15 protein-coding genes are annotated in these 17,046 nt (G+C 70.4%); 9 read left to right on the top strand and 6 right to left on the bottom strand.

The features are described 5' to 3' along the window. Positions 1-41 precede the first annotated feature (41 nt). On the bottom strand, positions 42-1,028 hold the full coding sequence (locus tag ACVW2K_RS20850; RefSeq protein WP_457203821.1) for a malate dehydrogenase: 987 nt from the start codon (positions 1,026-1,028) through the stop codon (positions 42-44). A 78-nt stretch (positions 1,029-1,106) separates the two neighbouring features. On the opposite strand from ACVW2K_RS20850, the gene ACVW2K_RS20845 reads away from it, so the two are divergent. Then, a complete protein-coding gene (locus ACVW2K_RS20845) occupies positions 1,107-1,739 on the top strand; it encodes a hypothetical protein (RefSeq protein ID WP_155991892.1) in 633 nt (210 codons plus the stop codon). A gap of 12 nt (positions 1,740-1,751) precedes the next feature. Here the strand turns inward: ACVW2K_RS20845 and ACVW2K_RS20840 are convergent, their stop codons facing one another. Next, positions 1,752-2,750: an MIP/aquaporin family protein gene (locus tag ACVW2K_RS20840; protein WP_028635667.1), complete on the bottom strand. Its 999-nt coding sequence runs from the start codon at positions 2,748-2,750 to the stop codon at positions 1,752-1,754. Positions 2,751-2,877: 127 nt separating this feature from the next. Between ACVW2K_RS20840 and ACVW2K_RS20835 the strand changes: the two genes are divergently transcribed. The 3 genes from ACVW2K_RS20835 to ACVW2K_RS20825 all read left to right on the top strand — a co-directional run bounded on the left by ACVW2K_RS20835 (position 2,878) and on the right by ACVW2K_RS20825 (position 6,871). Next, complete coding sequence (locus ACVW2K_RS20835; protein WP_457203820.1) at positions 2,878-5,070, top strand: NADP-dependent isocitrate dehydrogenase; 2,193 nt, start codon at positions 2,878-2,880, stop codon at positions 5,068-5,070. Continuing rightward, positions 5,063-5,581, top strand: coding sequence for a hypothetical protein (locus ACVW2K_RS20830; RefSeq protein WP_028635669.1), 519 nt, complete (start codon positions 5,063-5,065; stop codon positions 5,579-5,581). Before ACVW2K_RS20835 ends, ACVW2K_RS20830 begins: the two co-directional genes overlap by 8 nt. 84 nt (positions 5,582-5,665) lie before the next feature. After that, positions 5,666-6,871, top strand: a complete 1,206-nt coding sequence (locus ACVW2K_RS20825; RefSeq protein WP_457203819.1) for an MFS transporter — start codon at positions 5,666-5,668, stop codon at positions 6,869-6,871. Here the strand turns inward: ACVW2K_RS20825 and ACVW2K_RS20820 are convergent. Further along, positions 6,778-7,920: a GNAT family N-acetyltransferase gene (locus ACVW2K_RS20820; RefSeq protein ID WP_457203818.1), complete on the bottom strand. Its 1,143-nt coding sequence runs from the start codon at positions 7,918-7,920 to the stop codon at positions 6,778-6,780. The genes ACVW2K_RS20825 and ACVW2K_RS20820 overlap by 94 nt on opposite strands. 66 nt (positions 7,921-7,986) lie before the next feature. On the opposite strand from ACVW2K_RS20820, the gene trpS reads away from it, so the two are divergent. The 3 genes from trpS to ACVW2K_RS20805 are packed head-to-tail and all read left to right on the top strand — an operon-like array spanning position 7,987 to position 10,652. Next, complete coding sequence (gene trpS / locus ACVW2K_RS20815; RefSeq protein ID WP_457203817.1) at positions 7,987-9,045, top strand: tryptophan--tRNA ligase; 1,059 nt, start codon at positions 7,987-7,989, stop codon at positions 9,043-9,045. Positions 9,046-9,054: 9 nt separating this feature from the next. Further along, entirely contained in the window at positions 9,055-9,579 is a 525-nt protein-coding gene (locus ACVW2K_RS20810) for a 2'-5' RNA ligase family protein (protein WP_028635672.1), read from the top strand. Continuing rightward, a complete protein-coding gene (locus ACVW2K_RS20805; RefSeq protein ID WP_457203816.1) occupies positions 9,579-10,652 on the top strand; it encodes a YihY/virulence factor BrkB family protein in 1,074 nt (357 codons plus the stop codon). Before ACVW2K_RS20810 ends, ACVW2K_RS20805 begins: the two co-directional genes overlap by 1 nt. Here ACVW2K_RS20805 and ACVW2K_RS20800 read toward each other — a convergent pair. Genes ACVW2K_RS20800 through ACVW2K_RS20790 form a run of 3 tightly spaced genes read right to left on the bottom strand, consistent with a single transcriptional unit; the run spans position 10,612 to position 14,092 of the window. Further along, complete coding sequence (locus tag ACVW2K_RS20800; RefSeq protein ID WP_028635673.1) at positions 10,612-11,355, bottom strand: succinate dehydrogenase/fumarate reductase iron-sulfur subunit; 744 nt, start codon at positions 11,353-11,355, stop codon at positions 10,612-10,614. The genes ACVW2K_RS20805 and ACVW2K_RS20800 overlap by 41 nt on opposite strands. Continuing rightward, complete coding sequence (locus ACVW2K_RS20795; RefSeq protein WP_457204100.1) at positions 11,352-13,370, bottom strand: fumarate reductase/succinate dehydrogenase flavoprotein subunit; 2,019 nt, start codon at positions 13,368-13,370, stop codon at positions 11,352-11,354. Before ACVW2K_RS20795 ends, ACVW2K_RS20800 begins: the two co-directional genes overlap by 4 nt. Positions 13,371-13,390: 20 nt before the next feature. Then, complete coding sequence (locus ACVW2K_RS20790) at positions 13,391-14,092, bottom strand: succinate dehydrogenase cytochrome b subunit (protein WP_028635675.1); 702 nt, start codon at positions 14,090-14,092, stop codon at positions 13,391-13,393. Positions 14,093-14,363: 271 nt separating this feature from the next. Here ACVW2K_RS20790 and ACVW2K_RS20785 point away from each other — a divergent pair, with 271 nt between their 5' ends. Both ACVW2K_RS20785 and ACVW2K_RS20780 read left to right on the top strand, forming a co-directional pair. Beyond that, a complete protein-coding gene (locus ACVW2K_RS20785; protein WP_457203815.1) occupies positions 14,364-15,191 on the top strand; it encodes a hypothetical protein in 828 nt (275 codons plus the stop codon). After that, a complete protein-coding gene (locus tag ACVW2K_RS20780) occupies positions 15,191-17,038 on the top strand; it encodes a fumarate reductase/succinate dehydrogenase flavoprotein subunit (RefSeq protein WP_231496095.1) in 1,848 nt (615 codons plus the stop codon). Before ACVW2K_RS20785 ends, ACVW2K_RS20780 begins: the two co-directional genes overlap by 1 nt. The last annotated feature ends 8 nt before the right edge of the window (positions 17,039-17,046 follow it).

Genomic DNA, 17,046 nt, shown 5'->3' with positions numbered 1-17,046 from the left:
TGGTCTTCGTCGCCCGAGCAAGCTCGGGCGACGAAGGCAGCTCAGATCAGGCCGAGCTCGGTGACGGCCTCGCGCTCCTCGGCGAGCTCCGCGGTCGAGGCGTCGATGCGAGCGCGGGAGAAGTCGTCGATCTCGAGACCCTGGACGATCGCCCAGCTGCCGTCCCTGGTGGTGACCGGGAACGACGAGATCAGGCCCTCGGGCACGCCGTAGGACCCGTCGGACGCGACCGCCATCGACACCCAGTCGCCCTCGGGGCTGCCGAGCAGCCAGTCGCGGGCGGCGTCGACGGTCGCCGACGCGGCGGAGGCGGCCGAGGAGGAGCCGCGCGCCTCGATGATGGCGGCGCCGCGCTTGGCGACGGTCGGGATGAAGGTGTTCTCGATCCAGTCCTGGTCGCCCACGACCTCGGCGGCGTTCTTGCCGCCGACCTCGGCGTGGAAGATGTCGGGGTACTGGGTGGCCGAGTGGTTGCCCCAGATCGTCATCCTCTTGATGTCGGTGACGGCGGCGCCGGTCTTCGCGGCGAGCTGCGAGATCGCGCGGTTGTGGTCGAGGCGGGTCAGCGCCGAGAACCGCTCGCGCGGGATGTCGGGGGCGTTGGTCATCGCGATCAGGGCGTTGGTGTTCGCCGGGTTGCCGGTCACGCCGACCCGGACGTCGTCGGCGGCGACGGCGTTGAGGGCCTTGCCCTGCGCGGTGAAGATCGCGCCGTTCGCCGAGAGGAGGTCGCCGCGCTCCATCCCCGCTGTGCGCGGTCGGGCGCCCACCAGGAGAGCGAGGTTCACGCCGTCGAAGATCTGCTCGGCGTCGTCGCCGATCTCGACGCCGGCGAGGTTCGGGAACGCGCAGTCGTCGAGCTCCATCACGACACCCTCGAGCGCCTTGAGCGCCGGGGTGATCTCGAGCAGCCGCAGCTCGATCGGGCGGTCACCCAGCAGCGACCCGCTCGCGAGGCGGAACAGCAGGCTGTAGCCGATCTGGCCGGCGGCGCCGGTGACGGCGACCTTCAACGGGGTTGAGCTCACGACGACTCCTCGATCACGGTCCGGTCCTGTCGGCTCCCGACGCTAGCAGCGGTTACGTACCCTGCGATGCTGGGGTCCATGACGGCGCGAGCGGTGGTGCTGCTCACCCTGCTCGCGTTCCTCGCCGGGTGCGGCACGGCGTCCGTCCCGAGCCCGCCCGCCGGCGTCGACGAGCTGGTCATCCCCACTCCGCGCCCGGATCCGGCCGACTTCGTGGGCACGGTCGACAACCCGTGGTTCACGCTCACGCCCGGCAGCCGGGAGGTGTACGACGTGGCGGACGCGGCCGGCGACCACCCGATGGTCGTCACCGTGGAGAAGGGGCCGGCCGTCGCCGGCGTACCGACCACGGCGCGGGTGCAGACCGAGTCCGGGAAGCGGACCGTCGACTGGTACGCCCAGGACGACCGCGGCAACGTCTGGTGGTTCGGCCGAAAGGGGGAGTGGGCGGCCGGCACCGACGGCGCCGAGGCCGGGCTCGCGATGGCCGCGACGCCGCGGGTCGGCGACGGCTACCGCACGGCGTACGCCGAGGGCGTGGTCGAGGACCACGCCACCGTCGAGTCGGTGGCCGACGACCTGGTCACCGTCGTCGTCCGGTCGGCGCTCCGCCCGGGCACGAGCGCCGAGCAGACCTACCTCCGCGGCACCGGGCTGGAGTCCGAGCGGGTGGTCGCCGGTGCCTACCGCGTCGTGAGGCTGCGGCAGTGACGCCTCGGTCGGCTACTGGGGCGGCCGGATCTGGGTCTGGTCGCCCGGGTCCTCGGCGCCCGCGCGCTGCTCGGCCGCGGCCTGCTGCGCCCGCCACTGCTCGGGCGTCTGCCCGACCGGGTGCCACTGCTGGCCGGCCGGGTCCCACTGCCATCCGTCCTGGATGATCGGCTGCTGCGCGGTGTAGCCGGTGGTGGTCTCCTGGTTCCACTGCTGCTGGTACTGGTCGGGTCCGACGACGACGGCCTGCGCCCGCGCCCGGGCCAAGGTGAGGCCGGAGCCCGGCACCACGTCACCGCCGCGACCGAACAGCGCCGGGTAGCCGAAGCCGGCGGCGGCAGCGCCGACCAGCGGCGCCAGGATGAAGAGCCACAGCTGGATGATGTGGTCGCCGCCGGCGAACAGGGCCGGGCCGATCGACCGAGCCGGGTTCACCGACGTACCGGTCGCCGGGATCATCACGAAGTGGATGGCGGCCAGGGTGAAGCCGATCGTCAGCGGCGCCAGCGCGGGGTGCTCGAAACGCTCGTCGGTGACCGCGAGGATCACGACGACGAACACGGCGGTCATCAGCGCCTCCATGAGGAACGCCGCCCACCACGCGTAGTCCGACCCGCCCTGGTCGCCGAAGAAGTTCTGTCCCATGTTGTTCCGGGCGCTGTACCCGTCGAAGCCGTGCATGAGGACGAAGAGCGCCGCCGCGCCGAGGATCGCCCCGAGCACCTGCGCGAGCGCGTAGAAGCCGGCGTCCCGCCACGAGATCCGGCCGCCGATCGCCGCACCCACCGAGACGGCGGGGTTGAAGTGCCCACCCGAGACCCGCCCGAAGGCGTAGGCCATGACCATCACCGCGATGCCGAACGTGAGGCCCACCGTGGTGATGGTGGAAGGCGCCCTCGTGTTGCTCGCGTAGACGACGCTGCCGCAGCCGAAGAAGACGAGGACGAACGTCCCGATCACCTCGGCGGTCAGCTTCTGCTGGACGCCCGGAAGGGCGGTCGACTCTGCCATGGCCCGACTCTAGTCACGTTTCGGGTCACGTTGCCCGGTCGCGAGTCGGATGCGAGTCTGGAACGTGGGACCTCATCAGGTATCTTGACGTCAAGGTAATTCCCCCAAGCCCCAGGAGTCGCGGAGCATGGCCACGATCATCTACACCCACACCGACGAGGCGCCGCTGCTCGCGACGTACTCGTTCCTGCCGATCGTCCAGGCGTACGCCGCGCAGGCCGGTGTGGACGTGGAGACCCGCGACATCTCGCTGGCGGGTCGGATCCTGGCGCAGTTCGGGCTGGCCGACGACGCGCTCGGCGAGCTCGGCGCGCTGGCCCGGACGCCCGAGGCGAACATCATCAAGCTGCCGAACATCTCGGCGTCCGTGCCGCAGCTGAAGGCTGCCGTCAAGGAGCTCCAGAGCCAGGGCTTCGACGTCCCGGACTACCCGGAGAGCCCCTCGACCGACGAGGAGCGCGAGATCCGGGCGACGTACGACAAGGTCAAGGGCTCGGCCGTGAACCCGGTCCTGCGCCAGGGCAACTCCGACCGCCGCGCGCCCGCCTCGGTGAAGAGCTACGCGAAGGCACACCCGCACCGGATGGGTGCCTGGACGTCGGACTCGAGGACCAACGTCGCCACCATGGGCCAGCACGACTTCTTCTCGAACGAGAAGTCGGTGGTCATCGGGGCGGACGACACCCTGACCATCAAGCACCTCGCCGCCGACGGCACCGAGACCGTCCTCAAGGACGGGATCAAGGTCCTCGCGGGCGAGGTCGTCGACGGCACGTTCATGGACGTCGCCGCGCTCCGCCGCTTCCTCACCGAGCAGATCGCCCGCGCCAAGGCCGAGGACGTGCTGTTCTCCGTGCACCTCAAGGCCACGATGATGAAGGTCTCGGACCCGATCATCTTCGGCCACGTCGTGCAGGCGTTCTTCCCGACGCTGTTCGAGCAGTACGGCGAGCAGCTGGCCGCCGCCGGCATCTCCCCGAACGACGGCCTGGGCGGCCTGCTCGGCGCCGCCGCCGGGCTGCCGGAGGGCGAGGCCATCAAGGCCGCGGTCGACACCGGCCTGGCCGAGGGCCCGCGGATGGCGATGGTCGACTCGGACAAGGGCATCACCAACCTGCACGTGCCGTCCGACGTGATCATCGACGCCTCGATGCCGGCGATGATCCGCACCAGCGGACACATGTGGGGCCCCGACGGCAACGAGGAGGACACCCTCGCGGTGATCCCGGACTCCTCCTACGCGGGCGTCTACCAGACCGTCATCGACGACTGCCGCGCCCACGGCGCCTTCGACCCGGCCACCATGGGCTCGGTGTCGAACGTCGGCCTGATGGCCCAGGCGGCCGAGGAGTACGGCTCCCACGACAAGACCTTCGAGGTCCCGGCGGCCGGCAAGGTCCAGGTCGTCGACGCAGCCGGCGAGGTGCTCATCGAGCACGACGTCCAGCCCGGCGACATCTGGCGCGCCTGCCAGACCAAGGACGCCCCGATCCGCGACTGGGTCAAGCTCGCCGTCACCCGCGCCCGCGCCTCCGGCACCCCGGCGGTGTTCTGGCTCGACGAGAACCGCGCCCACGACGCGCAGCTGATCGCGAAGGTGAAGGAGTACCTCCCCGAGCACGACACCGACGGGCTGACCATCGAGATCATGGCCCCGGCCGAGGCGACGGCGTACTCGCTGGAGCGGATCCGCCGCGGCGAGGACACCATCTCGGTCACCGGCAACGTGCTGCGCGACTACAACACCGACCTGTTCCCGATCCTCGAGCTCGGCACCTCGGCGAAGATGCTCTCCGTCGTCCCGCTGATGAACGGCGGCGGCCTGTTCGAGACCGGCGCCGGCGGCTCGGCCCCGAAGCACGTGCAGCAGCTGGTCAAGGAGAACTACCTGCGCTGGGACAGCCTCGGCGAGTTCTTCGCGCTGGTGCCGTCGTTCGAGCTGTACGCCGAGCAGGCGGGCAGGCCGGGCGCGAAGGTGCTGGCCGACACCCTCGACCGGGCGACCGGGACGCTCCTCAACCAGGACAAGTCGCCGACCCGACGCGTGGGCGGCATCGACAACCGCGGCTCGCACTTCTACCTGGCCCTCTACTGGGCGCAGGAGCTCGCGAACCAGTCCGACGACGCCGAGCTCGCCGCCGTGTTCAAGCCGCTCGCGGACACGCTCGCGGCAGCGGAGGACACCATCGTCGCCGAGCTGAACGGGGTGCAGGGCTCGCCGGTCGACATCGGTGGGTACTTCCGGCCCGACGACGAGAAGGCGTCGGCCGTGATGCGCCCGTCGAAGACCCTGAACGAGGCGATCGCGTCCCTTGGCTGACCACGAGCCCCGGGAGCAGCCGGCGTACGACCGCTGGTCCCGCCCGCAGGCACTGAGCAACCGGGGGTACGTCCTCGCGGTGGCGGTGCCCGTCCTCCTCGCAGCAGCCGCGTTCGGCGTCGTGTCGCTGGTCTCCGCCGGCGACGACGTGCGCTCCGGCGTCTCGGTGCACCTCCCGGTCTCGGGCTACGCGCCGGCCGGCGGTGCCGGCAGCGCGGTGATCGAAGGGGTGCTCTCGATCGACGCGGACCACTGCGCCTACCTGGCGCCGGTCCCCGGCTCCGACGGCCCCGCGAAGGTCTGGCCGGTCTGGCCGGCCGGCTACCACGCCACGCTCGACCACAACCGGCTGTCGTTGTACGACGACCACGACAAGTCGGTCGCCGTCGACGGTGACCACGTCCGGATGACCGGCGGCTCCGCCCCGGTCGGCAACTTCGCCTCCGAGCCGTGCCTCCCCGACACCGGCGACGTCCCCGTCGTGCAGTCCGACGTCGAGCTCGTGCAGTAGCTGCTTGTTCTCGTGGAATAGGTACGCAGCGGGTCCGGGTTGGAGACTGGGACGCCCGCGACCCGGAAAGAGCTGCCGCCACCCATGACGACGACCACGCCGAGTCCCACGACGGCGAGCACCCGCAGCCCCGCGGCGCACTTCACCCTCGCGGTGCTGGCGCTCGCGCTGGGCGGGTTCGCCATCGGGACGACGGAGTTCGTCACGATGGGGCTGCTGCCGCAGATCGCGGATGGCGTGGACATCACGATCCCGCAGGGCGGGCACCTGATCTCGGCGTACGCGCTCGGCGTGGTGATCGGCGCGCCCGTGATCGCGGTCTTCGGCGCCAAGCTGCCGCGGCGGGCGCTGCTCGTGGGCCTGATGGCGGCGTACGGCGCCTTCAACGTGCTGAGCGCGATGGCGTCGAGCTACCACGTGCTGTTCCTGGCGCGGTTCCTCGACGGGCTGCCGCACGGTGCCTACTTCGGCGTCGCCTCGCTGGTCGCGGCGAGCCTGGCCCCGCCGGGACGCGCGGGCCGCGCGGTGGCGAGCGTGATGCTCGGCCTGTCGGTGGCGAACGTCGTCGGCGTCCCCGCCGCGACCTGGCTGGGCCAGCAGGCGGGGTGGCGCGCGGCGTACCTCTCCACGGCCGTGCTCGCGGTCGCGACCATGGTGATGATCCTGGCGTTCGTGCCGAGCATCGCGGGCAACCCGCACGCGACGGGCCGCAGGGAGATGGCGTTCTTCCGCAACGGCCAGGCGATGCTGACCCTGCTCGCCGGCGCGGTCGGCTTCGGTGGGCTGTTCGCGGTGTACTCCTACATCGCCCCCACGGTCACCGAGGTGAGCGGGCTGCCGGAGTCCGCGGTGCCGGTGTTCACGGCGGCCTTCGGCATCGGGATGGTCGCCGGCACCTGGGTGGCCGGCCGGCTGGCCGAGTGGTCGGTGTTCCGCACCCTGATCCTGTCCGGGATCGCGTCGTTCTTCGTCATGCTCCTGGTCTGGGCGGTCGCGCCGTTCGGCTGGGCGCTGCTGCCGGCGGTCTTCCTCGTGACCGCGACCGGCTCGGTGCTGGTCGTGAACCTCCAGCTCCGGCTGATGGGCGTCTCCGGGGAGGCGCAGACGCTCGGCGCCGCCATGAACCACGCGTCGCTGAACATCGCCAACGCGCTCGGCGCGTGGCTCGGCGGCCTCGTCATCGCCGCGGGCTACGGCTACCGGTCGCCCGCGTTGGTCGGTGCGGCGCTGTCGGTCCTCGGCATCGGGGTGCTGTTCTGGTCCGCCCACTCGGACGCCAAGAGGTCGTAGCCGACCAGATCGACGGGAGTGCCGTCGCCGGTGTGCGCCGCCTGTCGTTGTACGCCGATCCGTTGCATGCCGAGCTTCTCCAGCACCTTGAGCGACGCCGCGTTGCCTGCTGAGGCGTAGCCCGCGAGCCGGGACAGACCGAGCTCCTCGAACCCGTGCCGTACGGCGAGCGCGGCGGCGCGCGTCGTGAGCCCGCGACCGCGGGCCTCCGGATGGGTCCAGTAGCCGATCTCGGGCTCGTCGCCGAACCGGTAGAGCCCGACCGCCCCGAGCAGCCGGTCGTCGTCCGTGGCGCTGAACGCCCACGTGATCGTGTGCTGGGTCGCCAGCCGCTCCTGCACCTGCTCGAGGTAGCGCCGGCCCTCGGCCTCGCCGGGCTCGCGCGGCATGAACGCCAGCCAGTACTGCGTGTCCGCATCACCGATGCCCTCGACCACGCGGGTCGCGTCCGCGTCGGTGAACGGGCGGAGCCGGACCCCGTCACCCTCGACGACCGGGTTGTCCAGCCAGGTGGTGCGCGGCTCCCGCGGGTCCTCGCGCAGCAGGGTGCCGACCCAGGAGGTGCGCAGCTCGCCACGCTGGGGCTGCCAGTCCCGCACCGTGCCCTCGAAGGTGAACCCGAGTCTCCAGGCCACCCGGCGCGACGCCCAGTTGCCGACGTGGGCCCACCAGATGACGGTGCGGACGTCCATCTCCTCGAAGCCCCACGCCAGCAGCAGCCGCAGCCCGCGCTCGACGTACCCCTTCCCGCGGGCGGCCGGGTGCGCGCCGTAGCCCAGCTCGGCCCGGCCCTCGCCGAGGTTCCGCAGCGAGACCGTGCCGGCGTACCGGCCCTCGGCCTCCAGGGCGAAGCCCCACTCGGTGTTCTCGGCCCAGCCGCGCGGCATCAGCTCGGTCACGAAGAACTCGGCGTCCGTGCGCTCGTACGGCACGGGGACGGTCGTCCAGCGCTGGGACTCGGCGTCCAGGGACTGCTCCATCGCGGCCACGACGTCCTCGGCCCGGTGGGCGCGCAGCGTGACGACTCCGTCGGTCAGCGTGGGGATCATGGCGCGACCCTAGACGGGTCACCCCGGATGCCCGAGCGACTTCCCGCATGGGTCAGAATGACGCCCATGTCCACCACGACCGCGCCCGAGGTCGCGACGTCCGCGGAGGGGACCGGGACCGCTCGTCCGCGGGTGCTCTCCGGCATCCAGCCGACCGCGGACTCGTTCCACTTCGGCAACTACCTGGGCGCGCTGCGGCAGTGGGTGGACCTCCAGCAGGACTACCAGCCGTTCTTCTTCATCGCCGACCTGCACGCGATCACGGTGGAGCAGGACCCCAAGGTCCTCCGCGGGCGCACGCTGCGCGCGGCCGCGCAGCTGATCGCGATGGGGATCGACCCGGACCGGTCGGCGATCTTCGTGCAGTCGCAGGTGCCCGAGCACGCCCAGCTCGGCTGGGTCCTCCAGTGCCTGACCGGCTTCGGCGAGGCGCGCCGGATGACCCAGTTCAAGGACAAGGCGGCCAAGGGTGGCGAGGGGGCCGCCAGCGTCGGGCTGTTCACCTACCCGATCCTCCAGGCGGCGGACATCCTGCTCTACCGCCCGCACTTCGTCCCCGTCGGCGAGGACCAGCGCCAGCACCTCGAGCTCACCCGCGACCTCGCGCAGCGGTTCAACAGCCGCTACAAGAAGACCTTCCGCCTCCCGGAGCCCTACATCCTCAAGTCCACGGCGAAGATCACCGACCTCCAGGACCCCACCGCGAAGATGTCGAAGTCGGCGTCCTCGCCGTCCGGCATCATCGAGATGCTCGACGACCCGAAGGCGTCGGCCAAGAAGATCCGGTCGGCGGTCACCGACTCCGGGTCCGACATCCGGTTCGACACGGCCGAGAAGCCCGGCGTCAGCAACCTGCTCACGATCTACTCGGCCCTCTCCGGCCGCAGCATCGCCGACCTCGAGGAGTCGTACGGCGGCCGCGGGTACGGCGACCTCAAGAAGGACCTGGCCGAGGTGGTGGTGGACTTCGTGACGCCCTTCCGGGAGCGCACCCTGGAGCTGCTCGACGACCAGACCTACCTGACCGAGGTGCTCCGCCGCGGCACGGAGCAGGCTGGTGCGGTGGCCAGGGCGACTCTCGGTGACGTCTACCAGAGGGTCGGCTTCGTGGCGGCGAGTCAGTAGGGTCGACGAGTGCCGACCATCGGTGTAGCAGTCGCGATCCCGGAGCCCTGGGCGACAGAGCTCCAGGACTACCGGACCGCGGTCGGGGACACCACTGCTGCCATGATCCCCACCCACATCACGCTCGTCCCGCCGACCGAGATCGACGACGTCCACCTCGCCGAGGTCGAGAAGCACCTCGAGGAGACGGCCGCCGAGTTCGGGGGCTTCCGCGTGCACCTGCGAGGCACCGGGACGTTCCGGCCCGTGTCGCCGGTGGTGTTCGTGACCCTGGTGGAGGGCATCTCGCGCTGCGAGCAGCTGGCCAAGTCGCTGCGCCGGGGTCCGCTGGACGTGGAGCTGCAGTATCCGTACCACCCCCACGTGACCGTCGCCCACCACCTCGGCGAGGAGCAGCTGGACCGGGCCTTCGCGGATCTCGCCGACTTCGAGTGCGAGTTCGACGTCTCGGCGTTCCACCTCTACGTCCACGACGCCGAGACCGGCTGGAGACCCACGCGGAACTTCCCGCTCCAGGCGGCCACGGCGCGCTGATGGCAGCCCTGGTCGAGCGGGTCCGGGCGCGCATCGACGACGTACGCCGACGGCGTCCACTCCTCGACCACCTGGTGCGGATGCAGGAGCACTACGGGAAGGTCAAGGCCGGTCAGCAGGCGGGCGCGGTCACCTACTTCGGGTTCCTCTCCTTCTTCCCGATCGTGGCCCTGTCGTTCTTCGTGGTCGGCTGGATCTCGCGGGTCTACTCCGGCGCACGCGCCGACCTCAGGGACGCGCTCAACGGCGTCATGCCCGGGCTGATCGGCAGCGAGCAGGGCCAGGCGACCCTCGGCCAGATCGAGAAGGCCGCGAGCACCCTCGGGATCATCGGTGCGGTGCTGCTGCTGTACTCCGGCCTCGGCTGGCTGTCGGCGATGCGCGCCGCACTGGTGACGGTGTTCGAGACGCCCGCGAAGGAGCAGCCCGGCTTCGTGAGCGCCAAGCTGCGGGACCTCCTCGCGCTGGTCCTGATCGGCACGGTGCTGTTCCTGTCGGTCGTCGTGGCCGGCCTGGTCGGCGGCTTCTCGAGCGCGCTGCTGGACCGGATGGGCGTCTCCGTCGACCTCGGCTGGCTGCTCACGCTCCTCACGGTCGTGCTCGGCTTCGCCGCCAGCCTGCTGCTGTTCCTCCTCATGTTCCGGCTCCTCGGCGAGCCGCAGGCGCCGCGCAGCGCGCTCGCCCAGGGCGCCGTGCTCGGCGCGCTGGCCTTCGAGGTGCTCAAGCAGCTCTCGAACCTGCTGCTGCGGGTCACCCAGGGCAGCCCGGCCTTCCAGGCCTTCGGCATCGCGCTGATCGTCCTGGTCTGGATCAACTACTTCTCACGCGTGGTGCTCTACGCGGCTGCGTTCGCCCAGACCGCGCCGGCGACCCGTGCGCTGCACGGGCCGGAGCCGGCCGCGCCCGTCCAGGGTCCGCCGTCGCCGGCGGTCGCGGCCGTGCCGGCGGGGGAGGCGCCGGCCTGGGTGACGCCGTACGTCGCCGGCGCGGTGAGCACCCTCGGCCTGGTCGCCCTGGTGCGGAGGTTCCGGCCTAGTGACCGTGGCGCAGCGCGGCGTGCAGGTCCCAGTTGAGCCGGGAGATCACGTCGAGCGGGATCTCCTTGGGGCACGCCGCGGTGCACTCGCCGATGTTCGTGCAGCCGCCGAAGCCCTCGGCGTCGTGCTGGGCGACCATGCCGACCACCCGCGAGTCGCGCTCGGGCTGACCCTGCGGCAGCTCGCCGAGGTGGGTGATCTTGGCGCCCATGAAGAGCGAGGCCGAGCCGTTGGGGCAGGCCGCCACGCAGGCGCCGCAGCCGATGCAGGTGGCCACGTTGAACGCGCGGATCGCGTCGTCGCGGGGGACGGGGACCGAGTGCGCCTCGGGCGCGGAGCCGGTGTTGACCGAGATGTAGCCGCCGGCCTGGATGATCCGGTCGAAGGCGCCGCGGTCGACCACGAGGTCCTTGACCACCGGGAACGCGTCCGCCCGCCAGGGCTCGACGACGATCTCGTCGCCGTCCTTGAACGACCGCATGTGCAGCTGGCAGGTCGTGGTGACCTCCGGGCCGTGGGCCTGGCCGTTGATCATCAGCCCGCAGGCGCCGCAGATGCCCTCGCGGCAGTCGGAGTCGAACGCGACCGGGTCCTCGCCCTTCGCGATCAGGTCCTCGTTGAGCACGTCGAGCATCTCGAGGAACGACATGTCGTCGGAGACGCCGTCGATCTCGTAGGTGTGCATCGCGCCCTGGGTCTCGGCGTTCGGCTGACGCCAGATCTTGAGGGTGAGTCTCACTTGTAGCTCCGCTGCTTCATCTCGATGGCCGTGTAGACGAGGTCTTCCTTGTGCAGGACCGGGAGCTCCTCGTCGCCCGCGAACTCCCAGGCGGCGACGTAGGCGAACTGGTCGTCGTGGCGCAGTGCCTCGCCGTCCTCGGTCTGCGACTCGCTCCGGAAGTGACCGCCGCAGGACTCGCGGCGGTTCAGCGCGTCGATGCACATGAGCTCACCGAGCTCGAAGAAGTCCGCCACCCGTCCGGCCTTCTCCAGGGACTGGTTGAGCGACTCGGCGGTGCCGAGGACCTTCACGTTCCGCCAGAAGTCGTCCTTGAGGCTGCGGATCAGGTCGATCGCCTTCTTCAGGCCGTCCTCGCTCCGCTCCATGCCGCAGTACTCCCACATGATGTTGCCGAGCTCGCGGTGGTAGGAGTCGACGCTGCGGGTGCCGTTGGTGGACAGGAAGTGCCGGACCCGGTCCTCGACGGACTTCCGCGCCTCGACGACCGCGGGGTGGTCCTCGTCGATCTTCTCGAACGGCCCGTCCGCGAGGTAGTCGCGGATCGTGTGCGGGAGCACGAAGTAGCCGTCCGCGAGGCCCTGCATGAGCGCGGAGGCCCCGAGGCGGTTGGCGCCGTGGTCGGAGAAGTTCGCCTCACCGGTCACGAACAGGCCCGGGATCGTCGACTGCAGGTCGTAGTCGACCCACAGGCCGCCCATCACGTAGTGCACGGCGGGGTAGATCCGCATCGGCGTCTCGTACGGGTTCTCGCCGGTGATCCGGGAGTACATGTCGAAGAGGTTGTCGTACTTCTCCTCGATCCCCTCACGGCCCAGCCGCTCGATCGCGGAGCTGAAGTCGAGGTACACGCCACGGCGTACGCCGTCGACGGCCGGGCCCACGCCGCGGCCCTCGTCGCACACGTTCTTGGCGGCGCGGGAGGCGATGTCGCGGGGGACCAGGTTGCCGAACGACGGGTAGATCCGCTCGAGGTAGTAGTCGCGGGCCTCCTCCGGGATCTCCCGCGGGTCCTTCTCGCAGTCCGCCTTGTTCTTCGGAACCCAGATCCGGCCGTCGTTGCGCAGCGACTCCGACATCAGCGTCAGCTTCGACTGGTGGGTGCCGGTCACCGGGATGCAGGTCGGGTGGATCTGCGTATAGCAGGGGTTCGCCATGTAGGCGCCCTTGCGATGCGCGCGCCACGACGCGGTGACGTTGGAGCCCATCGCGTTGGTGGACAGGAAGAAGACGTTGCCGTAGCCGCCGGTCGCGAGGACCACGACGTCGGCCAGGTGGGTCTCGATCTCGCCGGTGACCAGGTCGCGGGCGATGATGCCGCGCGCCTTGCCGTCGACCACGATCAGCTCGAGCATCTCGTGGCGGGTGAACTGCTCGACGGTGCCGGCCGCGACCTGGCGCTCCATGGCCTGGTAGGCCCCGATGAGCAGCTGCTGGCCGGTCTGGCCGCGGGCGTAGAAGGTGCGGGACACCTGGACGCCGCCGAAGGAGCGGTTGTCGAGGAGGCCGCCGTACTCACGGGCGAAGGGCACGCCCTGCGCGACGCACTGGTCGATGATGTTCGTGCTGACCTCGGCCAGCCGGTAGACGTTGGACTCGCGGGAGCGGTAGTCGCCGCCCTTGACCGTGTCGTAGAAGAGCCGGTGGACGGAGTCGCCGTCCTCCTTGTAGTTCTTCGCCGCGTTGATCCCGCCCTGCGCGGCGATGGAGTGGGCACGCCGCGGCGAGTCCTGGTAGCAGAACGACTTGACGTTGTAGCCGGCCTCGCCGAGCGTGGCGGCCGCCGAGCCGCCGGCCAGGCCGGTGCCGACGATGATGATGTCGAGCTTGCGACGGTTGGCCGGGTTGACCAGTCGCGCCTCGAACTTGCGGGTCTGCCAGCGCTGGTCGATCGGGCCGTCGGGCGCCTTGGTGTCGAGCAGCGGGCTGCCCGGCGTGTAGTAGCCCGCGGCGTCGTCGCCGTGCTGGCCCGGCGCGTCGTGGGAGGGGTCCCCGGTGAGGGTGGTGTCAGGCATGTCGGTCATGGCGAGACCCCTTACTTGGTGATGACGCCGGCGAGGACGAAGATCGGGACGAGGGAGAAGCCGCCGGCGATCACGACCGCCAGGATCCAGCCGAGGGCCTTGGCGTTGCGGCGGGCGCGGACGGTGTTCGTGAGGCCGAGGGTCTGCGACGCGCTCCACGTGCCGTGGTGCAGGTGCATGCCCAGCGCGAGCATCGCCAGCAGGTAGATGATCGTCATCCACCAGGTGTCGAAGGTGTCGACCAGCAGGTTGTAGGGGTCGTTGGTGGCGCCACCGCTGACGTTCACCTTGCCGATCGAGAAGTTCAGGAGGTGCCAGACCAGGAACAGCAGGATGGCCACTCCGCCCCACCGCATCCAGCGCGACGAGAACGACGAGGCGAGGTTCTTCTTCACGACGTACCGCTGGGTGCGAGCGCGCTTCGCCCGGCGCCACAGGGCGGCCGCGGCGTACACGTGCACGACGAGCGCGATGATCAGGCCCGCGCGCAGGATCCAGAGGAACCCGGAGGCCGGCAGCAACGGCTCGCCCAGCGTGCGTAGGTGCGCGGCGTACTCGTTGTAGGCGTCGTGGCCCGAGAAGGCCTTCAGGTTCCCGTACATGTGCGCGAGCACGAACAGGATGAAGGCGATGCCGCTCACGGCCATCAGGAGCTTGAGGGTGATCGTCGAGCGCGACGCCCGCGCTCCGGTCACCAAGGTCGTCGTTGCCACGAAGGGCCACGCTACCTCGCGGGTCGGGCCCCGCTGGTGCCGGGACGGTGTGACTTACGTCCGGTTACCCGCGGGTCGCCAGCGGCCCCGGCGATCGGCATGCCCCACCGTGGACCGGAGAGGTTGCCGGCCGGTCGCACCGAGGTCGACGCCCGGTGAACCGTCGGGCGCCACGCTCATGGAACACGTTCTCGGAAACTCGGTGTGGACCCTTTCGGATCGGGCCGCGAGTGTGCAGACTGCACAGGCACCCGACCCAGCGGAGGTGGCGATGGCGTCGACGGACGCGCGAGAGACGGCAGCAGGTTCGACAGGTGTCGACGGGCCCACCCGGGCCCGGATCGGGGCGAAGACGCTCCGCACGGACACCTGGTGGCTCTACCCGGCAGCGACGTTCGTGGTCTTCGCGGCGTTCGTCGTCTACGCCACCTGGCGGGCCTTCGACGGCGACAACTACTTCTCGGAGCCGTACCTGTCGCCGTTCTACTCGCCCTGCCTGACGGACTCCTGCACGGCGGGATCCTCGGACTTCGGCAACCCGATCACCTGGTGGAGCCTCTCGCCAGCGCTGATCATCCTGATCTTCCCGCTCGGCTTCCGGCTCACCTGCTACTACTACCGCAAGGCGTACTACCGGACGTTCTGGCTGTCGCCGCCGGCCTGCGCGGTCGCCGAGCCGCACGGCAAGTACACCGGCGAGACGCGATTCCCGCTGATCCTCCAGAACATCCACCGCTGGTTCTGGTACGCCGCGGTCGTGGTCGCGCTGATCCTCACCTACGACGCGATCCTCGCGTTCGGCCCCGCCCCGGGTGAGTCGGACGGCATCCACATGGGCCTCGGCACCGTGCTGATGTGGGTCAACGTCGCGCTGATCTGGCTGTACACGCTGTCCTGCCACTCCTGCCGGCACATCACCGGTGGCCGGCTGCGGCACTTCTCCAAGCACCCGGTCCGCTACCGGATGTGGACCTTCGTATCGAAGCTCAACGCCGACCACGCGCGGTACGCCTGGTACTCCCTGTTCTCCGTGGCGCTCGTCGACCTCTACATCTACCTGCTGGCGACCGGCACGTTCGACGACCCGAGGTTCTTCTAGTGACTGACCGACACCCGATGACCGGCAACGAGATGTCCGGCGCCAGCGAGGGCGGCATGGAGCGGCACCAGTACGACGTCGTCGTGGTGGGCGCCGGCGGGGCGGGGCTGCGGGCCGCGATCGCCGCGCACGAGGCCGGTGCGCGGACGGCGGTGGTCTGCAAGTCGCTGCTGGGCAAGGCGCACACGGTGATGGCCGAGGGCGGCATCGCGGCGGCGATGGGCAACCGCTGGCCCGAGGACAACTGGGAGGTGCACTTCCGGGACACCATGCGCGGCGGGAAGATGCTCAACAACTGGCGGATGGCGCAGCTGCACGCCCAGGAGGCTCCCGAGCGGGTCCAGGAGCTCGAGGACTGGGGTGCGCTGTTCGACCGCACGGAGGACGGGCTGATCTCCCAGCGCGACTTCGGCGGCCACAAGTACGCCCGGCTCGCGCACGTCGGCGACCGGACCGGCCTGGAGATGATCCGCACTCTCCAGCAGCGTACGGTCCAGCTCGGCATCGACGTGTTCATGGAGTGCACGGTCACCGAGCTCCTCAAGGACGGCGAGCGCATCAGCGGCGCCTTCGGCTACTGGCGCGAGACCGGCCGCTTCATCACCTTCGACGCCCCCACGGTGATCCTCGCGACCGGCGGCATCGGCAAGTCCTTCAAGGTCACGTCGAACTCGTGGGAGTACACCGGCGACGGCCACGCCCTGGCGCTCCGGGCGGGCGCCGCGCTGATCAACATGGAGTTCGTGCAGTTCCACCCGACCGGCATGGTCTGGCCGCCGTCGGTGAAGGGGCTGCTGGTCACCGAGTCGGTGCGCGGCGACGGCGGCATCCTGCGCAACTCCGAGGGCAAGCGGTTCATGTTCGACTACATCCCGGAGTTCTTCCGGTCCGAGACGGCCGACACCGAGGAGGAGGCCGACCGCTGGTACGACGACAAGAAGAACAACCGACGGCCTCCGGAGCTCCTCCCGCGTGACGAGGTCGCGCGGGCGATCAACTCCGAGATCAAGGCCGGCCGGGGCACGCCGCACGGCGGCATCTACCTCGACATCGCGTCGCGCCGTACGCCGGAGTTCATCCGCAAGCGGCTGCCGTCGATGTACCACCAGTTCAAGGAGCTGGCCGACGTCGACATCACCCAGGAGCCCATGGAGATCGGCCCGACCTGCCACTACGTGATGGGAGGCGTCGAGGTCGACGCGGACACCCAGGAGAGCGCGGTCACGGGCCTGTACGCCGTGGGCGAGTGCTCGGGCGGCATGCATGGATCGAACCGGCTCGGCGGCAACTCACTCGGCGACCTGCTCGTGTTCGGCAAGCGGGCCGGCGAGGCGGCCTCGGCGTACGCGGCAGGGCTCGGGGCCGCCCGGCCGGCGATCCGCGACGAGGACCTGAAGGCCGCGCAGGCGAGCGCGCTGGCCCCCTTCGAGGTCGAGGGCGGGGAGAACCCGTACACGATCCAGCAGGACCTCCAGCAGTCGATGAACGACCTGGTCGGGATCATCCGCACCGGCGCCGAGCTCGAGGAGTCGCTGCGCGAGATCGAGGCGTTCAAGGAGCGGGCCAGGACGATGGTCGTGGAGGGTCACCGGCAGTACAACCCGGGCTGGCACCTCTCCATCGACCTGCGCAACATGCTGCTGGTCTCGGAGGCGATCGCGAAGGCGGCGCTCGCCCGCGAGGAGTCCCGTGGCGGTCACACCCGCGACGACTTCCCGAAGACCGACAACGAGGTGTGGGGGACCAAGAACCTCGTGGTGACGCTGGACGCCGGCGGGACCGGCGTCGACCTGCACGAGAAGCCGCTCCCGGTGATGCCGGACGAGCTCAAGAAGTACTTCGACTGAGTGTGAGC

Source organism: Nocardioides sp. HB32, from assembly GCF_054058995.1.
This window is presented reverse-complemented; position numbering and strand designations above follow the sequence as displayed.

What these genes read in the sequence shown, in the direction of transcription:
- ACVW2K_RS20840 (WP_028635667.1), bottom strand. Translation starts at nt 2,750, where the DNA reads ATGGCAGAGTCGACCGCCCTTCCGGGCGTCCAGCAGAAGCTGACCGCC.
- ACVW2K_RS20835 (WP_457203820.1), top strand. Translation starts at nt 2,878, where the DNA reads ATGGCCACGATCATCTACACCCACACCGACGAGGCGCCGCTGCTCGCG.
- ACVW2K_RS20805 (WP_457203816.1), top strand. Translation starts at nt 9,579, where the DNA reads ATGGCAGCCCTGGTCGAGCGGGTCCGGGCGCGCATCGACGACGTACGC.
- trpS (WP_457203817.1), top strand. Translation starts at nt 7,987, where the DNA reads ATGTCCACCACGACCGCGCCCGAGGTCGCGACGTCCGCGGAGGGGACC.
- ACVW2K_RS20785 (WP_457203815.1), top strand. Translation starts at nt 14,364, where the DNA reads ATGGCGTCGACGGACGCGCGAGAGACGGCAGCAGGTTCGACAGGTGTC.
- ACVW2K_RS20820 (WP_457203818.1), bottom strand. Translation starts at nt 7,920, where the DNA reads ATGATCCCCACGCTGACCGACGGAGTCGTCACGCTGCGCGCCCACCGG.
- ACVW2K_RS20825 (WP_457203819.1), top strand. Translation starts at nt 5,666, where the DNA reads ATGACGACGACCACGCCGAGTCCCACGACGGCGAGCACCCGCAGCCCC.
- ACVW2K_RS20845 (WP_155991892.1), top strand. Translation starts at nt 1,107, where the DNA reads ATGACGGCGCGAGCGGTGGTGCTGCTCACCCTGCTCGCGTTCCTCGCC.
- ACVW2K_RS20795 (WP_457204100.1), bottom strand. Translation starts at nt 13,370, where the DNA reads ATGCCTGACACCACCCTCACCGGGGACCCCTCCCACGACGCGCCGGGC.